At 69.5% G+C, this 15,053-nt stretch carries 14 protein-coding genes and 2 pseudogenes; 10 read left to right on the top strand and 6 right to left on the bottom strand.

All coding sequences use genetic code 11. The features are described 5' to 3' along the window. The first annotated feature begins 34 nt into the window (after window positions 1-34). The gene (locus QTQ03_RS15520; RefSeq protein WP_289278660.1) at window positions 35-1,588 is read left to right on the top strand and encodes a fused MFS/spermidine synthase; all 1,554 of its coding nucleotides are present in this window, start codon (window positions 35-37) and stop codon (window positions 1,586-1,588) included. A 130-nt stretch (window positions 1,589-1,718) separates the two neighbouring features. On the opposite strand, the gene QTQ03_RS15515 is transcribed toward QTQ03_RS15520, so the two are convergent. After that, on the bottom strand, window positions 1,719-2,351 hold the full coding sequence (locus QTQ03_RS15515; RefSeq protein WP_289280845.1) for a potassium channel family protein: 633 nt from the start codon (window positions 2,349-2,351) through the stop codon (window positions 1,719-1,721). Window positions 2,352-2,376: 25 nt separating this feature from the next. Next, window positions 2,377-3,711, bottom strand: a complete 1,335-nt coding sequence (locus QTQ03_RS15510) for a TrkH family potassium uptake protein (RefSeq protein WP_289278659.1) — start codon at window positions 3,709-3,711, stop codon at window positions 2,377-2,379. 142 nt (window positions 3,712-3,853) lie between these two features. Here QTQ03_RS15510 and QTQ03_RS15505 point away from each other — a divergent pair, with 142 nt between their 5' ends. Then, window positions 3,854-4,981 (top strand): glycerophosphodiester phosphodiesterase, encoded by a 1,128-nt coding sequence (locus QTQ03_RS15505; RefSeq protein ID WP_289280844.1) that lies wholly within the window; start codon window positions 3,854-3,856, stop codon window positions 4,979-4,981. A 208-nt stretch (window positions 4,982-5,189) separates the two neighbouring features. On the opposite strand, the pseudogene QTQ03_RS15500 reads toward QTQ03_RS15505, so the two are convergent. Further along, window positions 5,190-5,327 (bottom strand): annotated as a pseudogene (locus tag QTQ03_RS15500) (alpha/beta fold hydrolase); the annotation flags it as partial. A gap of 280 nt (window positions 5,328-5,607) precedes the next feature. Between QTQ03_RS15500 and QTQ03_RS15495 the strand changes: the two are divergent. From QTQ03_RS15495 to QTQ03_RS15485, 3 genes and pseudogenes are all read left to right on the top strand, one after another. Next, window positions 5,608-5,943, top strand: a pseudogene (locus QTQ03_RS15495) (MerR family transcriptional regulator); the annotation flags it as partial. Window positions 5,944-6,733: 790 nt separating this feature from the next. Next, the gene (locus tag QTQ03_RS15490; protein ID WP_289278658.1) at window positions 6,734-8,434 is read left to right on the top strand and encodes a glycosyl hydrolase family 18 protein; all 1,701 of its coding nucleotides are present in this window, start codon (window positions 6,734-6,736) and stop codon (window positions 8,432-8,434) included. 138 nt (window positions 8,435-8,572) lie between these two features. After that, the gene (locus QTQ03_RS15485) at window positions 8,573-9,556 is read left to right on the top strand and encodes a DUF817 domain-containing protein (RefSeq protein WP_353890593.1); all 984 of its coding nucleotides are present in this window, start codon (window positions 8,573-8,575) and stop codon (window positions 9,554-9,556) included. Between the two features lie 625 nt (window positions 9,557-10,181). Here QTQ03_RS15485 and QTQ03_RS15480 read toward each other — a convergent pair. Continuing rightward, window positions 10,182-10,448, bottom strand: coding sequence for a hypothetical protein (locus tag QTQ03_RS15480; protein WP_289278657.1), 267 nt, complete (start codon window positions 10,446-10,448; stop codon window positions 10,182-10,184). Between QTQ03_RS15480 and QTQ03_RS15475 the strand changes: the two genes are divergently transcribed. Continuing rightward, a complete protein-coding gene (locus QTQ03_RS15475) occupies window positions 10,447-10,581 on the top strand; it encodes a hypothetical protein (protein WP_289278656.1) in 135 nt (44 codons plus the stop codon). The genes QTQ03_RS15480 and QTQ03_RS15475 overlap by 2 nt on opposite strands. A gap of 877 nt (window positions 10,582-11,458) precedes the next feature. Beyond that, a complete protein-coding gene (locus QTQ03_RS15470) occupies window positions 11,459-12,043 on the top strand; it encodes a hypothetical protein (protein WP_289278655.1) in 585 nt (194 codons plus the stop codon). Window positions 12,044-12,274: 231 nt separating this feature from the next. Here QTQ03_RS15470 and QTQ03_RS15465 read toward each other — a convergent pair whose 3' ends face one another. Beyond that, window positions 12,275-12,541, bottom strand: coding sequence for a GntR family transcriptional regulator (locus QTQ03_RS15465; protein ID WP_289278654.1), 267 nt, complete (start codon window positions 12,539-12,541; stop codon window positions 12,275-12,277). Window positions 12,542-12,813: 272 nt separating this feature from the next. Between QTQ03_RS15465 and QTQ03_RS15460 the strand changes: the two genes are divergently transcribed. The 3 genes from QTQ03_RS15460 (at window position 12,814) to QTQ03_RS15450 (ending at window position 14,224) form a co-directional block, all read left to right on the top strand. Beyond that, complete coding sequence (locus tag QTQ03_RS15460) at window positions 12,814-13,116, top strand: DivIVA domain-containing protein (protein WP_289278653.1); 303 nt, start codon at window positions 12,814-12,816, stop codon at window positions 13,114-13,116. After that, window positions 13,113-13,364, top strand: coding sequence for a hypothetical protein (locus QTQ03_RS15455; protein ID WP_289278652.1), 252 nt, complete (start codon window positions 13,113-13,115; stop codon window positions 13,362-13,364). Before QTQ03_RS15460 ends, QTQ03_RS15455 begins: the two co-directional genes overlap by 4 nt. Before the next feature lie 113 nt (window positions 13,365-13,477). Further along, on the top strand, window positions 13,478-14,224 hold the full coding sequence (locus tag QTQ03_RS15450) for an SDR family NAD(P)-dependent oxidoreductase (RefSeq protein ID WP_289278651.1): 747 nt from the start codon (window positions 13,478-13,480) through the stop codon (window positions 14,222-14,224). Between the two features lie 12 nt (window positions 14,225-14,236). Here the strand turns inward: QTQ03_RS15450 and QTQ03_RS15445 are convergent, their stop codons facing one another. Next, window positions 14,237-15,037 (bottom strand): hypothetical protein, encoded by an 801-nt coding sequence (locus tag QTQ03_RS15445; RefSeq protein WP_289278650.1) that lies wholly within the window; start codon window positions 15,035-15,037, stop codon window positions 14,237-14,239. Between the last annotated feature and the right edge of the window lie 16 nt (window positions 15,038-15,053).

Genomic DNA, 15,053 nt, shown 5'->3' with positions numbered 1-15,053 from the left:
TCGCCGGTCGGGTTCACTGCGTACCATCGCGCGGGTGAACCCTGCATCGTCCGACGTCACGGCCCCGCCGACCCAACTCGGGCGGGCAGCCGGCCGGGCCCTGCCCACCGGCCTCGCCGCGTTCCTGGTCTTCTTCTCCAGCGGCTCGGTCCTGGTGCTGGAGACCGCCGCGCTGCGCCTGGTCGGCCCGTACGTCGGGGTGACCCTCCAGGTGACCAGCTCGGTCATCGGCATCGCGCTGGCCGCCATCGCGTACGGGGCGTGGGCCGGCGGGTGGCTCGCCGACCGACGGGACCCGCGCACCCTGTTGGCTCCGGCGCTGGTCCTGGCCGGCATCGCCACCGCGGTGACCCTGCCCGTGGTCCGGTACGCGGGCGAGGTACTGCGGGGCGGGGCGGCCAGCGCGATCTTGCTGCTGGTGGCGCTCGCGGTGTTCGTGCCGGCGATGCTGCTGTCGGCGGTCACCCCGATGGTGGTCAAGCTTCAGCTCGCCGACCTGCGCCGCACCGGCCAGGTCGTCGGCCGGCTGTCCTCGATCGGCACGCTGGGGGCCGTGACGGCCACCCTGGTCACCGGCTTCGTGCTGGTGGCGGCCCTGCCCAGCACTGGAATTCTGCTCGGCTTGGCGGTGTCGCTCGGGGTCACCGGGCTGGTCCTCGGTGGGTGGCTGCGCCGGGGCGCCGGCGCACGGCTACCCGGCCCGGCCCGCGTGAAGGCGACGCTGGCGGTGCTCGGCCTGGTCGGTGCCGGACTGACCACCGTCGCGCCGAACCCGTGCGACATCGAGACGGCCTACCACTGCGCCCGGGTCGAGGCCGACCCGGGTCGGGAGAGCGGGCGGACGCTGCTACTCAACTCGGCGCAGCACTCGTACGTGGACCTGGCCGACCCGACCCACCTGGAGTACGCGTACACGAAGTGGATCGGCGCGGTGGCCGACGTGGCCGCGCCGGCGGGGCGGCGGCTGGACGCGCTGCACCTGGGCGGAGGCGGCTTCACCGTGCCCCGGTACCTGACCGCCACCCGGCCGGGTACCGACAACGTGGTGTTCGAGATCGACGGCGGGCTGGTCGAGCTGGGCGAGGAGAAGCTCGGCGTACGGCAGGGGCCGGATCTGCGCGCGGTGGTGGGCGATGCCCGGATGCTGGCCGCGGACGAGCCCACGGACAGCCGTGACCTGGTGGTGGGGGACGCGTTCGGGCATCTGGTGGTGCCCTGGCACCTCGCCACCCGGGAGATGGCCGCCGAGATCAGCCGGGTGACCCGCCCCGGGGGCGTGTACGTGCAGAACGTGATCGACTATCCGCCACTGCGCTTCGTCCGCAGCCAGGTGGCCACCGTGGCGGCCGAGTTCCGGCACGTCGCGCTCGTCGCTCCGCCGGCCGCGCTCGCCGGCGCCGAGGGGTCGAACTTCCTCGTCGTCGCCTCGAACGCCGCGCTGCCGCTGGCGGCGGTGCGGGCCCGGCTCGACCAGGTAGACCCGACGGTGACCGTGCTCAGCGAGGAGACACTGGCCGGGTTCGTCGACGGCGCGCTCGTGCTGACCGACGACTACGCCCCGGTGGACCAGCTGCTCGCCACCGCCTGACCGGGTGAGACCTTCGCGCGAGTCCGATGCGAGGCCCCGGCCCGCGCCGGCGCCGGCCCGACGCCACCGGGGGCGAGAAGGTCGGGGCGGCGGGCGGGGGCGACGATGACGACGACTGATCGCGAGACGCTCAGCTGAGCGCGGCGAACTGCTGCACCTGCTCGATGCTGCCCTCCACGATCAGCATGCTGCCCGGCGCCAGCACAGTCTCGTCGCTGGCCGAGCGGAACCGCTCCCCGGGCGGTTTCACGCCGACCACCCGCACGCCGTAGCGGTCCGCCGGAGCGAACTCGGTGAGCGGCCGGCCGGTGAGGCTCTCCGGCGTCCGAACCTTGGCGATGGCGAAGTCGTCGCCGAACTCGATGAAGTCGAGCATCCGGCTGACGATCAGGTGCGCCAGCCGTTCACCGGTCTCCGCCTCCGGGAAGATCACGTGGTGCGCGCCCACCGAGGCGAGGATCTTGGCGTGGTTCGCCGAGGTGGCCCGGGCCCAGATCTGCGGCACGCCCAGCTCCACGAGGGCGAGGACGGAGAGGACACTTGCCTCGACCGAGGCGCCGATAGCCACCACAGCGCGCTGAAAGTCCGCCACACCGAGCTGGTTCAGCGCCCCCTCCTCGGTGGCGTCGGCCTGCACGACCCGGTCGATCCGGGTCGACCACCGCTGCACCCGGTCCGCGTCGTGGTCGACGGCCAGCACTTCGTGGTCGAGCTGCACCAGCGCGCCGGCGACGTGACAGCCGAAGCGACCGAGTCCCACCACGACGATGGCGTCGTGGTTCGTGCTCCTAGCCAACAATGGGTTGCTCCTCCGGGAATCGGTACAGCCGCCGTCGGGTGTTCAGCGCGAGCGCCGACCCGAGGGTCAGCGGCCCGACCCGGCCGATGTACATCAGGACGATCAACATGAGCTGCGCGCCGTCGGGCAGCTCGGTGGCGCCGCCGAGGGACAACCCGGCGGTGGTGAAGGCCGAGGTCACCTCGAACAGTGCCGCGTCGAACGACATCCCCTCGGTCAGCAGCATCAGCAGCACCGTGCCCGAGGCGATTATCGCCACCCCGAGCAGTGCCACCGCGACCGCCTGACGCTGGCTGGCGGTGGCGACGCGGCGGTGCCCGACCGTGACGTCCGGCTCGCCGCGTAGCTCGGCCCAGATGACGAACCCGAGCAGGAAGAACGTGCTCACCTTGATCCCGCCGGCCGTACTGGCGCTCCCGCCGCCGATGAACATGAGCGCGACGACCATCGGAATGGTCTCCGTGCTGAGCGCGCCGATGTCGACCACGTTGAAGCCACCGGTGCGGATGTACGCGTTCTGGGTGAACGCGACGAGCAGCTTCTCCGGCCAGGGGTAGATGCCGAGCGTGTACGGGTTGGACCACTCGGCGAGCAGCAGGGCGACGAAGCCGAGCAGCAACAGCACCACACTGCCCCAGACCGTGAGCTTGGTGGCGACCGCCCACCCGGCCGGGTGCCGCCATTCGCGGACGGCCTCGAAGAGTGCCGGGAAGCCGAGCCCACCAACAATCGCACCGAAGGCCAGCGGCAGATTCACCCACGGGTCCCGGGAGAAGCCGATCAGGCCGTCGGTGTAGAGGGAGAAGCCGCCGTTGTTGAAAGACTGGACGGCGTGGAAGACCGAGATCCAGAGCGCCTGGCCGGCGGTGTAGTCGTGAGCACCCCACAGCCGCAGGGTCAGGATCACGGTGATCACCGTCTCGCAGGCCAGCGAGGTGGCGGCGATCCGCAGCAGCAGCCGGCTGACGTCACCGACGCCGAACTCGGCGGTCTCGGCCTGCACGAGCAGCCGGTTGCGCAGCCCGAGCCGCCGGGCCACCACGAGGATGACCAGCGTGGCGCCGGTCAGGATGCCGAGACCGCCCACCTGGGTGAGCACGGTGATCATCGCGAGACCGAACTCGTTCCAGTAGTTCGGGGTGTCCACCACCGCGAGGCCGGTAACCGAGACCGCTGAGGTCGCGGTGAAGAGCGCGGCGAGGAACGGGGTGTACTGGTGCTGATTGGTTGCCTGCGGCAGCATGAGCAGACCGGTGCCGACCAGGATCGTCACCAGGAACCCGATCGGCACCAGCCGGACGGGGTTACGCAGCAGCCAGCGCACCAGACAATCTTCATGTTTCTCGCACCCGGCGGTGGCGGAAACGGCATCCCGGAGGGTTCACCCAGCGGTCAGGAAGCGACCATCCTGCCGTCAACCTGGGCGGTTCTGCTGAGGCCGTCCCGACGAACGACAGGAGATGGCGTTGCGACGTACCCTCTATGCTCTCGGCGCGGCCGGTGTTCTGCTCGCGGCCGCGGTGGCCGTGCCAGCCGTGACCGCCTCCGCCGCATCGGCACCGGCCGCCGAGCGGGCCCGCGGGCACGACCGGCCGATCGTGATCGGCCACCGCGGGGCGAGCGGCTACCGGCCAGAGCACACGCTGGAGGCGTACCGGCTGGCGATCCGGCAGGGCGCTGACTACATCGAGCCGGACCTGGTCGCCACTCGCGACGGCATGCTGGTCGCGCGGCACGAGAACGAGATCAGTGGTACGACCGACGTGTCGGACCGGCCGGAGTTCGCCGACCGGAAGACGACGAAAACCATCGACGGTGTGCCGGTGACCGGCTGGTTCACCGAGGACTTCACCCTCGCCGAGCTGAAGACGCTGCGCGCCAAGGAGCGGCTGCCGCAGGTCCGGGTGGCGAACACCGCCTTCGACGGTCAGTTCCAGGTGCCCACCCTTCAGGAGGTCATCGACCTGGCCCGAGCCGAGGGCCGGGCCCGGGGCCGGGTGATCGGCGTGTACCCGGAGACCAAGCACCCGACCTACTTCGCCTCGATCGGTCTGCCGCTGGAGAAGCCCCTCGTCGAGGTGCTGCGGCGGAACAAGCTCACCCACCGGAACTCGCCGGTCATCATCCAGTCCTTCGAGACCGCCAACCTGCGCGAGCTGAACAAGGTCATCGACGTCAAGCTGGCCCAGCTGCTCCACACCGGTGGCCGGCCGTACGACTTCACCGCCGCCGGTGACACCCGCACCTACCAGGACCTGGCCACCCCGACGGGCCTGAAGTGGATCGCCCGGTACGCCGACGGCATCGGCGTGAACAAGAACCTGATCGTTCCCCGGGATGCCGCCGGTAAGCTGCTCGCCCCGACCACCCTGGTCCGGGACGCGCACCGGAAGAAGCTGATCGTGCACGCCTGGACCTTCCGGGCGGAGAACGCCTTCCTACCCGCCGACTTCCGGATCGGCACCGACCCGATCGCCCGCGGTGACATCCAGGCCGAGTACGAGCTCTTCTACGGCCTGGGCGTCGACGGCGTCTTCACCGATCACCCGGACACCGCCGTCGCCGCCCGTGCCGGCCTGCCCCGCCGCCGCTGACGTCGCCCTTCTTACTGTCGGCCCGCCACCCTGGTCCCGGGTGGCGGGCCGACCTGTCTCCGCGCCGCCCAGCTCGACGTCAATACCCGCGTCGGCCGGCGTGGACGATCGCGCCCCGGACGCTGGACTGGTTGGCCGTGTACTGGACCAGCTGACCACAGCCCAACGGGGAACAGACTGCCCACCGGCGGGCCCCCGGGGGTGGGGGTTACTTGGCGAGGAAGGCCAGCAGGGCCTGGTTGACCTCGGTGGCGTGGGTCCACAGCAGGCCGTGGGGCGCGCCGTCGATCTCGACGTAGTCGGCCTGGGGGAGCCGCTTGTGGAACTCGCGGGCGGTCGCGTCGATACTTCGCCGGATCGTGCGGTGCGCACGCGTGGTGACGCACCGCTCGCGAATGATCACGCGCGCGGCTAGGCGTGTGGGTCGCGTCTCCTTGTCCTTCACACCTACGTCAGGTTCTAGAGTCGAATGACGCGGGCGGGGATTCACATGAACAAGGCAACGAGCTAGACCTGACGTGAACGTCAGTGTCAACGCAATCGGGCGCCCGCACCAACACCCCGGGAGCCCGCGCCCTTCGAGGCGGCAGGAGACCTTGGGCCGACGGCCGGTAAGGGAGGCACGGATGCGGATCGGCGAAGTCGCAGTCGCGGCGGGTGTGAGCACTCGTGCGCTGCGGTACTACGAGGAGCAACAGCTTCTCACCTCCGTCCGCGGCGCGGGCGGGCAACGACAGTACTCACCCGCCGTGGTGGAACAGGTGCGACTGATTCAGGCGTTGTACGCGGCCGGCTTGAGCAGCAAGGTCATCGCGGGAATCCTGCCGTGCGTCAACACCGGCTTCGCCACGCCCGAGATGATGACCCGGCTCGCCGCCGAACGCGAGCGCCTCGACACCCAACTGCGCGAGCTGTCCCAGACCGGGGACCGCCTCGACGAGATCATCGCCGCAGCCCGCGTCCAACGCCCCGATCAGCGAACACGACCAGCGGCGCGCTGCGCCACCTGCTCGACGCTCCTGCGGTACCAGCGCCGACGGCGTCGGACGACGAGGACCGATCACACACGTGAGGCGCCGCCGGACCGTAAGCTTCGACGGCTTCCTGATCAGTGACTACGCCGCGGTCGAGATCCGCTGGACCGGTCGCTGCGCGACGGGAGTTCCTGGCACGCCGACGGCTCGGTGCCCGACGAGCGCCGGGCCGTGATCCGGTCGGCGCCCCACTGCTCGACGGCGAACCGGTTCAACCCCGGAGTACCCACTTCCTCGGTCTGATCCCTACGGGGATGTGTGAATTCCGCCGGGCATCCCCATGGGACATTCCATTTCGCATCGCGCTGTCTCCGGCAACGCTCAGGTTCGGGTGACCGCAGCTGTATCTATCAGTGTCAGTGGCTCAATATTGGTGCTTTTCCAGCTCGCACCACCATTGCGACCATGCCACCCGAAGTCGCTGGGCGGATTTCGCGTATGAGTGTGGCCGCGTCGAGCAGTATCGAACCAGCTGCGTGTTTCGTGCGCTACACGACGCAGTGCGCGTTCAAACAATGGCGTCGTCAGCGTAGCTCCTTGATTACGGCGTACGGCGCCGACAAGCCGATTCACGGCTGGCGTGAGCTGGGCACCCGCGTTGACCTCCCGTAACGGCATATGTAGTCTCGCCGGATGCATTTCGAGGAAGTGGAGAAGGTGTGAGTTACGCCTCGGCGAAGTTCCCGGCAAGTTCCCCAAGCGTTCGGAGAGGTGTTACATGAAAAGATCATTTCGTCGTGCCCTTTGGGTCGGCGCCGTGGTCGCGTTGGCGGCGTCGACCGCCCCAATGGCTACGGCTTTCGGAGCCGGCAATGTGACCACCACCTTCGACAAGGTGCAGGACTGGGGGAACGGTCACGAGACACGGGTGACAGTTGCCAATGACTCGGACGCGCCGGTGAGTACCTGGCGAATCGAATTCGATCTTCCCGCGGGCACGAGCATCAGCGTCTTCTGGGACGCCGATGTCACCCGCACCGGCGATCATTATGTGGCGGTCAAGAAGAGCTGGGCCGGCGCGCTCGAGCCGGGAGCCAGCTTCAGCTGGGGGTACAACGGAACCGGCTCCTACCAGGCGCCACTGAACTGCACCATCAACGGGGCGTCCTGTAGCGGCGGCCCCCTGCCGACCACGGCGCCGCCGACTACCGCGCCGCCGACCACGGCGCCGCCGACTACCGCGCCGCCGACCACGGCTCCGCCGACCACGGCGCCATCGACCACGGCGCCGCCGACTACCGCGCCGCCCACCACGGCGCCGCCCACCACCGTGCCGCCGCCCACCACCTCGCCTCCGTCGAACGGCGATAGCAAGGTCGTCGGCTACTTCGCGCAGTGGGGTGTCTATCAACGCAACTATCACGTGAAGAACATCCACACCAGCGGCTCTGCGGAGAAGTTGACCCACATTCTGTACGCGTTCGGCAACACCACCGGCGGGCGCTGCACGATCGGTGACAGCTACGCCGACTACGAGAAGGCGTACACCGCGGCGGACAGCGTGGACGGCGTCGCCGACACCTGGGACCAGCCACTGCGAGGCAGCTTCAACCAGCTGCGCAAGCTCAAGGAGATGTACCCGCACCTGAAGGTGATCTGGTCCTTCGGCGGTTGGACCTGGTCCGGCGGGTTCACCCAGGCGGCGCAGGACCCGACCGCGTTCGCGGAGAGCTGCTACAACCTGGTCGAGGACCCGCGCTGGGCGGACGTCTTCGACGGCATCGACATCGACTGGGAGTACCCGAACGCCTGCGGTCTCACCTGCGACTCCAGCGGCCCGAACGCGTTCAAGGACGTGGTGAGCGCGCTGCGGACGAGGTTCGGGTCGTCGGCGCTGGTCACCGCCGCGATCACCGCCGACGGCAGCAACGGCGGCAAGATCGACGCCACCGACTACGCCGGCGCCGCGGCGAACCTTAACTGGATCATGCCGATGACCTACGACTACTTCGGTGCCTTCAACGCGCAGGGGCCGACCGCCCCGCACTCCGCGCTCGAGTCGTACCCCGGCATCCCGCAGCAGGGCTTCTGGTCCGACGCGGCGATCCAGAAACTCAAGAGCAAGGGCATCCCGGCTGACAAGCTGCTGCTCGGCATCGGTTTCTACGGCCGGGGCTGGACCGGGGTGACCCAGGACGGGCCGGGCGGCACCGCCACCGGACCGGCCCCGGGCACCTACGAGCAGGGCATCGAGGACTACAAGGTCCTGAAGGACACCTGCCCGGCCACCGGCACCGTCGGCGGCACGGCGTACGCCAAGTGCGGCAGCAACTGGTGGAGCTACGACACCCCGTCCACCATCGGCGGCAAGATGACGTACGCGAAGGACCAGGGTCTCGGTGGCGCGTTCTTCTGGGAACTCTCCGGCGACACCACCAACGGTGAGCTGATCGGCGCCATCAAGGGCGGTCTCGGCTAGCCCGCGGCCCGACGCACCACCCACCCGGCGGGGAGGGACCACACACCGGTCCCTCCCCGTCCGGCGTCAACTGGATCACGCAGTGCAGCGAAGGCACCCGGGCAAGCGGCTGGGGTCCCATCGGTAGGGTGGCTTCGCATGCCCCCACCCCCGTCTGCCGGCGATGCGGCATTCACCAAGGCCGAACGCGCCCTCGACCGCCGGGTGCACGCGTGGCTTCAGGACGCTCCGCGTACCGGATGGAAAGCCTGGGCTGTCGAACTCGCCGCCTTCACCGCCAAACAGGCGTGGGCCTGCGTGTTCGGCGGCGCGATGCTCGCGGTGGTACTCGCGGCACGGCTGTGGTGGCCGGGCGACGCCGCGCTGGCGCGCAACGACGCGCTGACGCTCGCGGCGATCGCGATCCAAATCGTGATGGTCGCCACGCGCCTGGAAACGCTGCGGGAACTCCGCGTGGTGGTGTTGTTCCACATCGCGGGCACCGTCATGGAGATTTTCAAGACCGAGGTCGGCTCGTGGGCCTACGAAGACGCTGGTGTCCTACGGCTCGGGCAGGTGCCACTCTTCTCCGGCTTCATGTACGCCGCGGTCGGCTCCTACCTGGTACGCGTGTATCGGCTGTTCGACCTGCGCTTCGAACGCTACCCACGACAGTGGTTGACCGCCGTGGTGGCGGCGGCGATCTACGTCAACTTCTTCGGCCACCACTACGTCACCGACCTACGGTGGCCGATCACCGCCGTGGTGGTCGTGGTCTTCGGCCGATGCGTCATGCACTTCCGGGTCTTCCGGCGCCAGCTGCGGATGCCGCTGCTGTGCGCGTTCGGGCTCGTCGCTGTCTTCATCTGGTTCGCCGAGAACATCTCGACGTGGTCGCACGCGTGGACGTACCCCGATCAGGCCGAGGGCTGGCATCCGGTGTCAGCGAGCAAGCTGGGGGCGTGGTTCCTACTGATGATCATTTCGGTGGTGCTGGTGGCATGGGTGTATCCGCCGAGGCCCACCACCGGACAGGGTACGGAAAGCTCCGGTTCGTGGCATCCGGTCACGGTGCTGTCCCGTCCGGACGAACCTGCACCGTCCGGCTGTAGTTGGCACCACCGTGGCACCTGTCCGGATTGACTTGGCATCTACGCAGGGCCGCGCTGTTGCTCATGACCCCGTGGCTTCCGCTCGCTGTCCACCCCCGGGGCACTCCTCGGGCGGGGCGTAGGCACGGACGGTGCCATCGTGCCGCGCAACTCTTCCGTCATCGGTGAGGGCTACGAGGCGTTTACAGACGGGGCACCGGCCCCGCTGGTGCTGCGAGCGCTGAATCACCTTGCCTCCCCGGGGAGGGGCGTTGCACGTCTTCACGTTCATCCGCCAAGCCATGCCGCCCATCGTTGCCGTGACCTTCGCCGGCAATCACACCATCACCCTGCAACTCGCCCAGGTCGGTGCCGGCGTCAGACACCGCATCGACGACTGGACATTGAGTGGCTGGGCCATCGCGGCCTGTTTCGATATGCGCCGTTGGGGGTCCGGCACCCAGCCGAACCCCCAACGGGGTCAGGGGTCGGATGGTGCGACCCCAGGCGAAGGGCCTAGATCAACCGCTTACCGAGTTGTTTGGTCTGAAACTACGGGCGGTCGTTCAGGGCTGGCGGGGCTGCTGCGGACGGCTGGGTGGTCACCGCGGCCGACCGCCCCCATCACCACTCCGCCATCGCGGGGCCAGGCGCGGCGCACGAGATCTGATCCGTCGTCAGCAGCTGCTGCCGCTGTCTCCGCCGGAGGAACCTCCACCGCTGTCCCCGCCGGAGAACCATCCGCCCCCACTCGAACCGCTGTCGCAGGAGGCACCACCACCACCACCACCACCACCACCGTCGCCGCCTGCCGTGGCGCTGGGCGCCGACGACGCGTACGCCGACGAGCCGTGCCGGCCCGTCGGCGTACGCCGACGCCCGAGGAACCAGAGGGTGAGGACGACCGCGCCCGCGGCGGCGAACAGCCCGAAGAGAATCTCCATGCCGACGACGGTACGGAAGTCGATCAACTTTCTGGGGCAGCTACACAAACGTCGGGTCTGCAAGATTGCGCGAGCGAGTTGGATGGGGCTGCGCTGCACCACCGTGCTGGTCTGCTTCTCCGTCCCGGCGTAGACGGCGCGGTCACCGACGGTGGCACGGTCAGACGACTGGCTCGTACCAGTATGCACAGTGATCGCCGCGCCGTCGGTGGCGACCTGGACGCGTCAGTGGCGTCGAACGAGGGCGTGCCAAGGCCACGGCAGGCCAGAGCCCCGACCTGGAGCCCGAAAGGAGATCGTTGTGATCAATGCGTGGGTGGCCACGGTCCCGACCGAACCGCATGTGTAGCCACCCGCACCGCGATTTTTGATCATGATTGTGGGAGGGGGTGGGGGGTCGTCGCGCCGAAGCCACCACCGATCTCTATGATGGTCCACTGAGGACGCTGCCGGTCCCCCCGTGCTGGCAGCGTCCTCGCCGTTCCCACCCAGTCACCTCGCAGGGTCGAGGAGCTGATCGAGCGAAGCGACCACGGTTCCCCGCTGCGACAGATGCGGTCTGCCGTCTTGACGTCAGCGCTCGACGGTCATCATGTTCTGATCCCGACAGCGGGTGAGGCGCCCCCAGGGCAGACATTTCGGTCGTCGGCCGGACCGGGCGGATCAGGCTTGGGTGGTGTGTCGTGGGTGTCTGGTTGGTGCCGGTGTGGGGTGTGCCCGGGGGTGGGCTGGTGGTGGAATGCCGGTGGGGTGGGGGCGTTGCACGGTGGCGACGGCCGTGGGAGTGCCCGCTGGTGAGCGGGTGTGGGTCCGCCGGGAATGGTGGTGGGCCGCCGGTCGTTACATCTGGACCCGGCGCCGTGTGCGTGTCCCCCCGGGCGTGGCGGTGGCCGTTGGCTCTTCCTTGTTTTGCCCTTTCTTGTTTGGTGAGCGCCGGACGGTGCTTGTACCCCTGCGCCCTGACTCCCTCGGGTGTGTGTGGGTGTCGACCCCCGAATGGAGCGTCTTTCATGAACACGGTCTTCCGTCGTAGTGTCCTTGGTGTCGCTGGTCTGGCTCTGAGTACCGGTGTCGTCGCTGGTCCTCTGACGGCTGTCACCGACACCGCGCCCGCCTCCGCTGCGGCTGGGGTGGTGCGGGTGGAGAAGCCGGACGCCGGCAAGCTGGTTGCGCACGGGACGCAGGGTGAGCAGTCCCGGATCGACCTGGGTGACGAGCAGGTCGCGAATGTGAAGGCGATCGTCGCGGCGACGAAGAAGGCGGGTATGGACGAGCGGGCTGCCGTGGTCGCGATCGCCACCGCGCTGCAGGAGTCGAAGCTGGAGAATCTGGGTCACCTGGGTGACCGTAACGACCACGACTCGCAGGGCCTGTTCCAGCAGCGTCCGTCCTCGGGTTGGGGCACGGTGGAGCAGATCACCGACCCGGAGTACTCGACTACCGCGTTCCTGAAGGGTTTGAAGCAGGTCGACGGTTGGCAGGACATGCCGTTGACCGAGGCCGCGCAGACGGTGCAGGTGTCGGCGTACCCGTTCCACTACGCCCAGTGGGAAACCCAGGCCGCTGACCTCGTCGCCGAACACTGGACCAGCTGACCCACCAAGCCACACAACCTGACCCCACAAGGGGGAAACAAGCTGCTGGCCGGCCCCCGAACCCGGGTGCCGGCCAACAGCATCTGCGGCTCACGGCCGTGTTCGGACCGCTCGGCAGCGGCGTGGTCGATGTCCTGACGGATTCCACGGAGTCCCGCCCCGCGCACAATCGTCTCCAGACGCCCTCATGCCGCTGGCACGAGGGCGTCCCGCGTGGCCGTGACCCGGGCGTCACCGGCCGGGCTGCTCCGCGACGAAAGTGCCTCGGCCGGATTGGCCGATGATGAGTTCGCGGTCGTGCAGGAGCGACAGGGCGCGGTACACCGTTCCGGTGCTGACGTTGTACATCTCGGCAAGCTGGCTGGTCGACGGCAGCTTGTCACCCGGCTTCAGCTCGCCGGTCCTGATCTTCTCGCTGATCTCGTCAACGATGCGGCGGAATGACGGTTGTGCAGTGGGCATGGTGAGGACTCCGGTTGGTTCGGCAGCTCCGATCATGCCTGACCTGCTCTAGCTACTGCAATAAGTTGCGACTCGAAAGCACTCCGGGGTCGACCTGCTGTACCTGCTGTAGTAGGTTGTCGGGTGTCCGGCTCCGGTTGGTTCGGCAAGCCTCGGGGTCGGGCCCGAAAGTGTGCTCCGGGGTCGTACCGCCGACGAGGGCTGCGGTCGCGGGGCCGGCGGCCCGGTCCGCTTTCCCTGTCGGCGGGCCGGGCCGCACCGCAGACCGCGCGCTCCGGCGCGTACCCGCGACGACGAGGAGGTCCGGCATGCGCAACCTGCTCCACCTGTTCCGCGCGAACACGACGAGGCGGTCGGGTCGGCCACCGAACGGCGGGTGGTACCGGTCTCAGACGTGCCGGTCGTTGACGGCGGGGCAGGTGCGGGACCGGCGGTTCCGGTCCGTGCGCCGGGGGCTCGACCCGACCGAGGTGCACGCGTTCCTGCACCGGGTAGCCGGCGAGTTGGCCGCCGCCCGCCGGGAACTGGTCATGGTCACCGAGGAGAACGTCCGCATCAAGCGGGCGTTGCGCAGCTGGCAGGCCCGGTTCGCGCCGGGAGCGCGGCGGTGAGCCGGGAGCGGTTCGTGGTGCACCTGCCGGTGCTCGCCACCGACCTGACCGCCGCGAAGCGCTTCGCCCGGACGATCACCCGCTCGCTCGGCTTCCTGCCCGACGTCGACCCGGCGGAGACGACGGTCTCCGAGGAGGACGCGCAGTTCGTACGCCATCGGGTCTTCTGCGACGCCCGGCTCGACGGCGCCGGCCGCTGCGCCCGTTCGGCCGACCACGACGGACCCTGCGTCCCGCCGGAACGCTGACCCGCGCTGACCGGCTCAGGACGACCCACCCGTCGATCACGAGGCTGTCGCCGCGACGAACAGCCGAGCGATACCGTCATGATCGACGGACGTTGACGTGTGGGAGGACGGCGATGGGCGAGCGGGTGGCAGTGGTCAGTGGAGGCGGGACCGGGATCGGGGCGGCCGTGGCGCGGGGGCTGGCCGTCGACGGGTTCGACGTGCTGGTCGTGGGGCGGCGGGAACAGATGCTCAGGGACTGCGCGGACCGGATCTCGTGGGACATCGGGCGGCCCCACGCCGTTCGCCCGGTGACCGCAGACCTGACTGATCCGGAGCAGCTGCCCCGGGTGGTCGAGGCGGTCGGGGAGCGATCGGTCGACGCGGTCGTCAACAACGCCGGGGGGTACCTCGGCGGGGACACCGGCAGCCTCGCCGGGGTCGCGGCGCAGTGGCGGGCGAACCTGGACGCCAACGTGCTCACCGCCGTCCTGCTGACCGAGGCGCTCCGGCCGGCCCTGCGCCGTCCCGGCGGGCGGGTGGTCCTGGTCAGCTCGATCGCCGCGCAGCGGGGCGGCGGCGGGCCGTACTCGGCGGCGAAGGCCGCGCTGCACGGCTGGGCGTACGACCTGGCCGTGCGGCTCGGTCCGGAACAGATCACGGTCAACGTGGTCAGCCCCGGATACGTCACCGACACCGAGTTCTTCGGTGACCGGATGATGCCGGAGGGACACGCCAAACGGGTGGCGGCCACCCTGGTCGGCCGGGCCGGCACCCCCGACGACATCGCCGAGGCGGTCCGCTACCTGGCCGGCCCCAGCGCCGGTTACGTCACCGGGCAGGTCCTCGGCGTCAACGGCGGCTCGGTCCTCGGCCGCTGACCCCACCCGGCGTCAGCCGTTCAGCAGCTCGTAGGCCGAGGCCGGCGCCGCCTCCACGTCGGCGCCGGTGGGTGCCGCGATTCCCGGGACCGTGCCGAAGTCGTGGTACTTCACGACGTACTCCAGGGCCTTCTGCTGGCCCGCCGCCGGGATGTCCAGGGTCAGCGAGGCGAGGTTGCCGTCCGGCCCGATCACCGCCGTGAACGGGATGGCCTTCGCCGTGTCGGCCAGCACCGCCACGTCCACGCCGTCCACCGCGTCGGCCACCTCCGGGCCGCCGGTCAGGTCGACGGTGCCGGTGTACGACCCGTCGGCTTGCTGCCGCACCGCGTCGGCCGCCCGGATGATCACCGCCGTGTTGCCGACGTCGGCGCCCTGATACACCTCCGGCTCCTCGAGCTTGCTCTGGTCGAACTCCATCCACCCCTCCGGCAGCTTGAGCAGGTCGCTCAGCTCGCCCGCGTCGGAGAAGTCGACCTTCATCCAAAAACGCTGGTCGATCACCCGTCGGGACGTCGTCGTCGTGAAGCCGGCCTTGGCGTCCTTCTGGACCAGTTCCCAGCCCTTGCCGGCCGGGTCGACGGCACCGGTCACGGTGCCGGTCGCGTCGATGCCGGTGAAGCGGAACGCCGGGTCCTTCTCGTCCGGCACGGCGGCCAGCAGGGTGGTCTTCGGGTCAGGCGACGGGGACGGCGCTGCCGACTCCCCGTCCTTCCCGGTGCACCCGGTGAGCAGGGTGCCGGCGGCCAGCACGGCCGTCGCACCGGTGGCGACCCGTCGGGCCAGCGCGGCGGCGCCGGTTCGCTGCGTCATGACGTTCATCTCTCTT

Source organism: Micromonospora sp. WMMA1363 (genome assembly GCF_030345795.1).
Lineage (GTDB): Bacteria > Actinomycetota > Actinomycetes > Mycobacteriales > Micromonosporaceae > Micromonospora.
The sequence above is the reverse complement of the archived record's forward strand: the minus strand, read 5'-3'. Positions and strand labels throughout refer to the sequence as shown.

Excerpts from the sequence above, each read along its gene's own strand:
- QTQ03_RS15465 (WP_289278654.1), bottom strand. The coding sequence starts at position 12,541 with ATGATCGGAGCTGCCGAACCAACCGGAGTCCTCACCATGCCCACTGCA.
- QTQ03_RS15490 (WP_289278658.1), top strand. The coding sequence starts at position 6,734 with ATGAAAAGATCATTTCGTCGTGCCCTTTGGGTCGGCGCCGTGGTCGCG.
- QTQ03_RS15460 (WP_289278653.1), top strand. The coding sequence starts at position 12,814 with ATGCGCAACCTGCTCCACCTGTTCCGCGCGAACACGACGAGGCGGTCG.
- QTQ03_RS15450 (WP_289278651.1), top strand. The coding sequence starts at position 13,478 with ATGGGCGAGCGGGTGGCAGTGGTCAGTGGAGGCGGGACCGGGATCGGG.
- QTQ03_RS15480 (WP_289278657.1), bottom strand. The coding sequence starts at position 10,448 with ATGGAGATTCTCTTCGGGCTGTTCGCCGCCGCGGGCGCGGTCGTCCTC.
- QTQ03_RS15485 (WP_353890593.1), top strand. The coding sequence starts at position 8,573 with ATGCCCCCACCCCCGTCTGCCGGCGATGCGGCATTCACCAAGGCCGAA.
- QTQ03_RS15470 (WP_289278655.1), top strand. The coding sequence starts at position 11,459 with ATGAACACGGTCTTCCGTCGTAGTGTCCTTGGTGTCGCTGGTCTGGCT.
- QTQ03_RS15475 (WP_289278656.1), top strand. The coding sequence starts at position 10,447 with ATGCCGACGACGGTACGGAAGTCGATCAACTTTCTGGGGCAGCTACAC.
- QTQ03_RS15445 (WP_289278650.1), bottom strand. The coding sequence starts at position 15,037 with ATGACGCAGCGAACCGGCGCCGCCGCGCTGGCCCGACGGGTCGCCACC.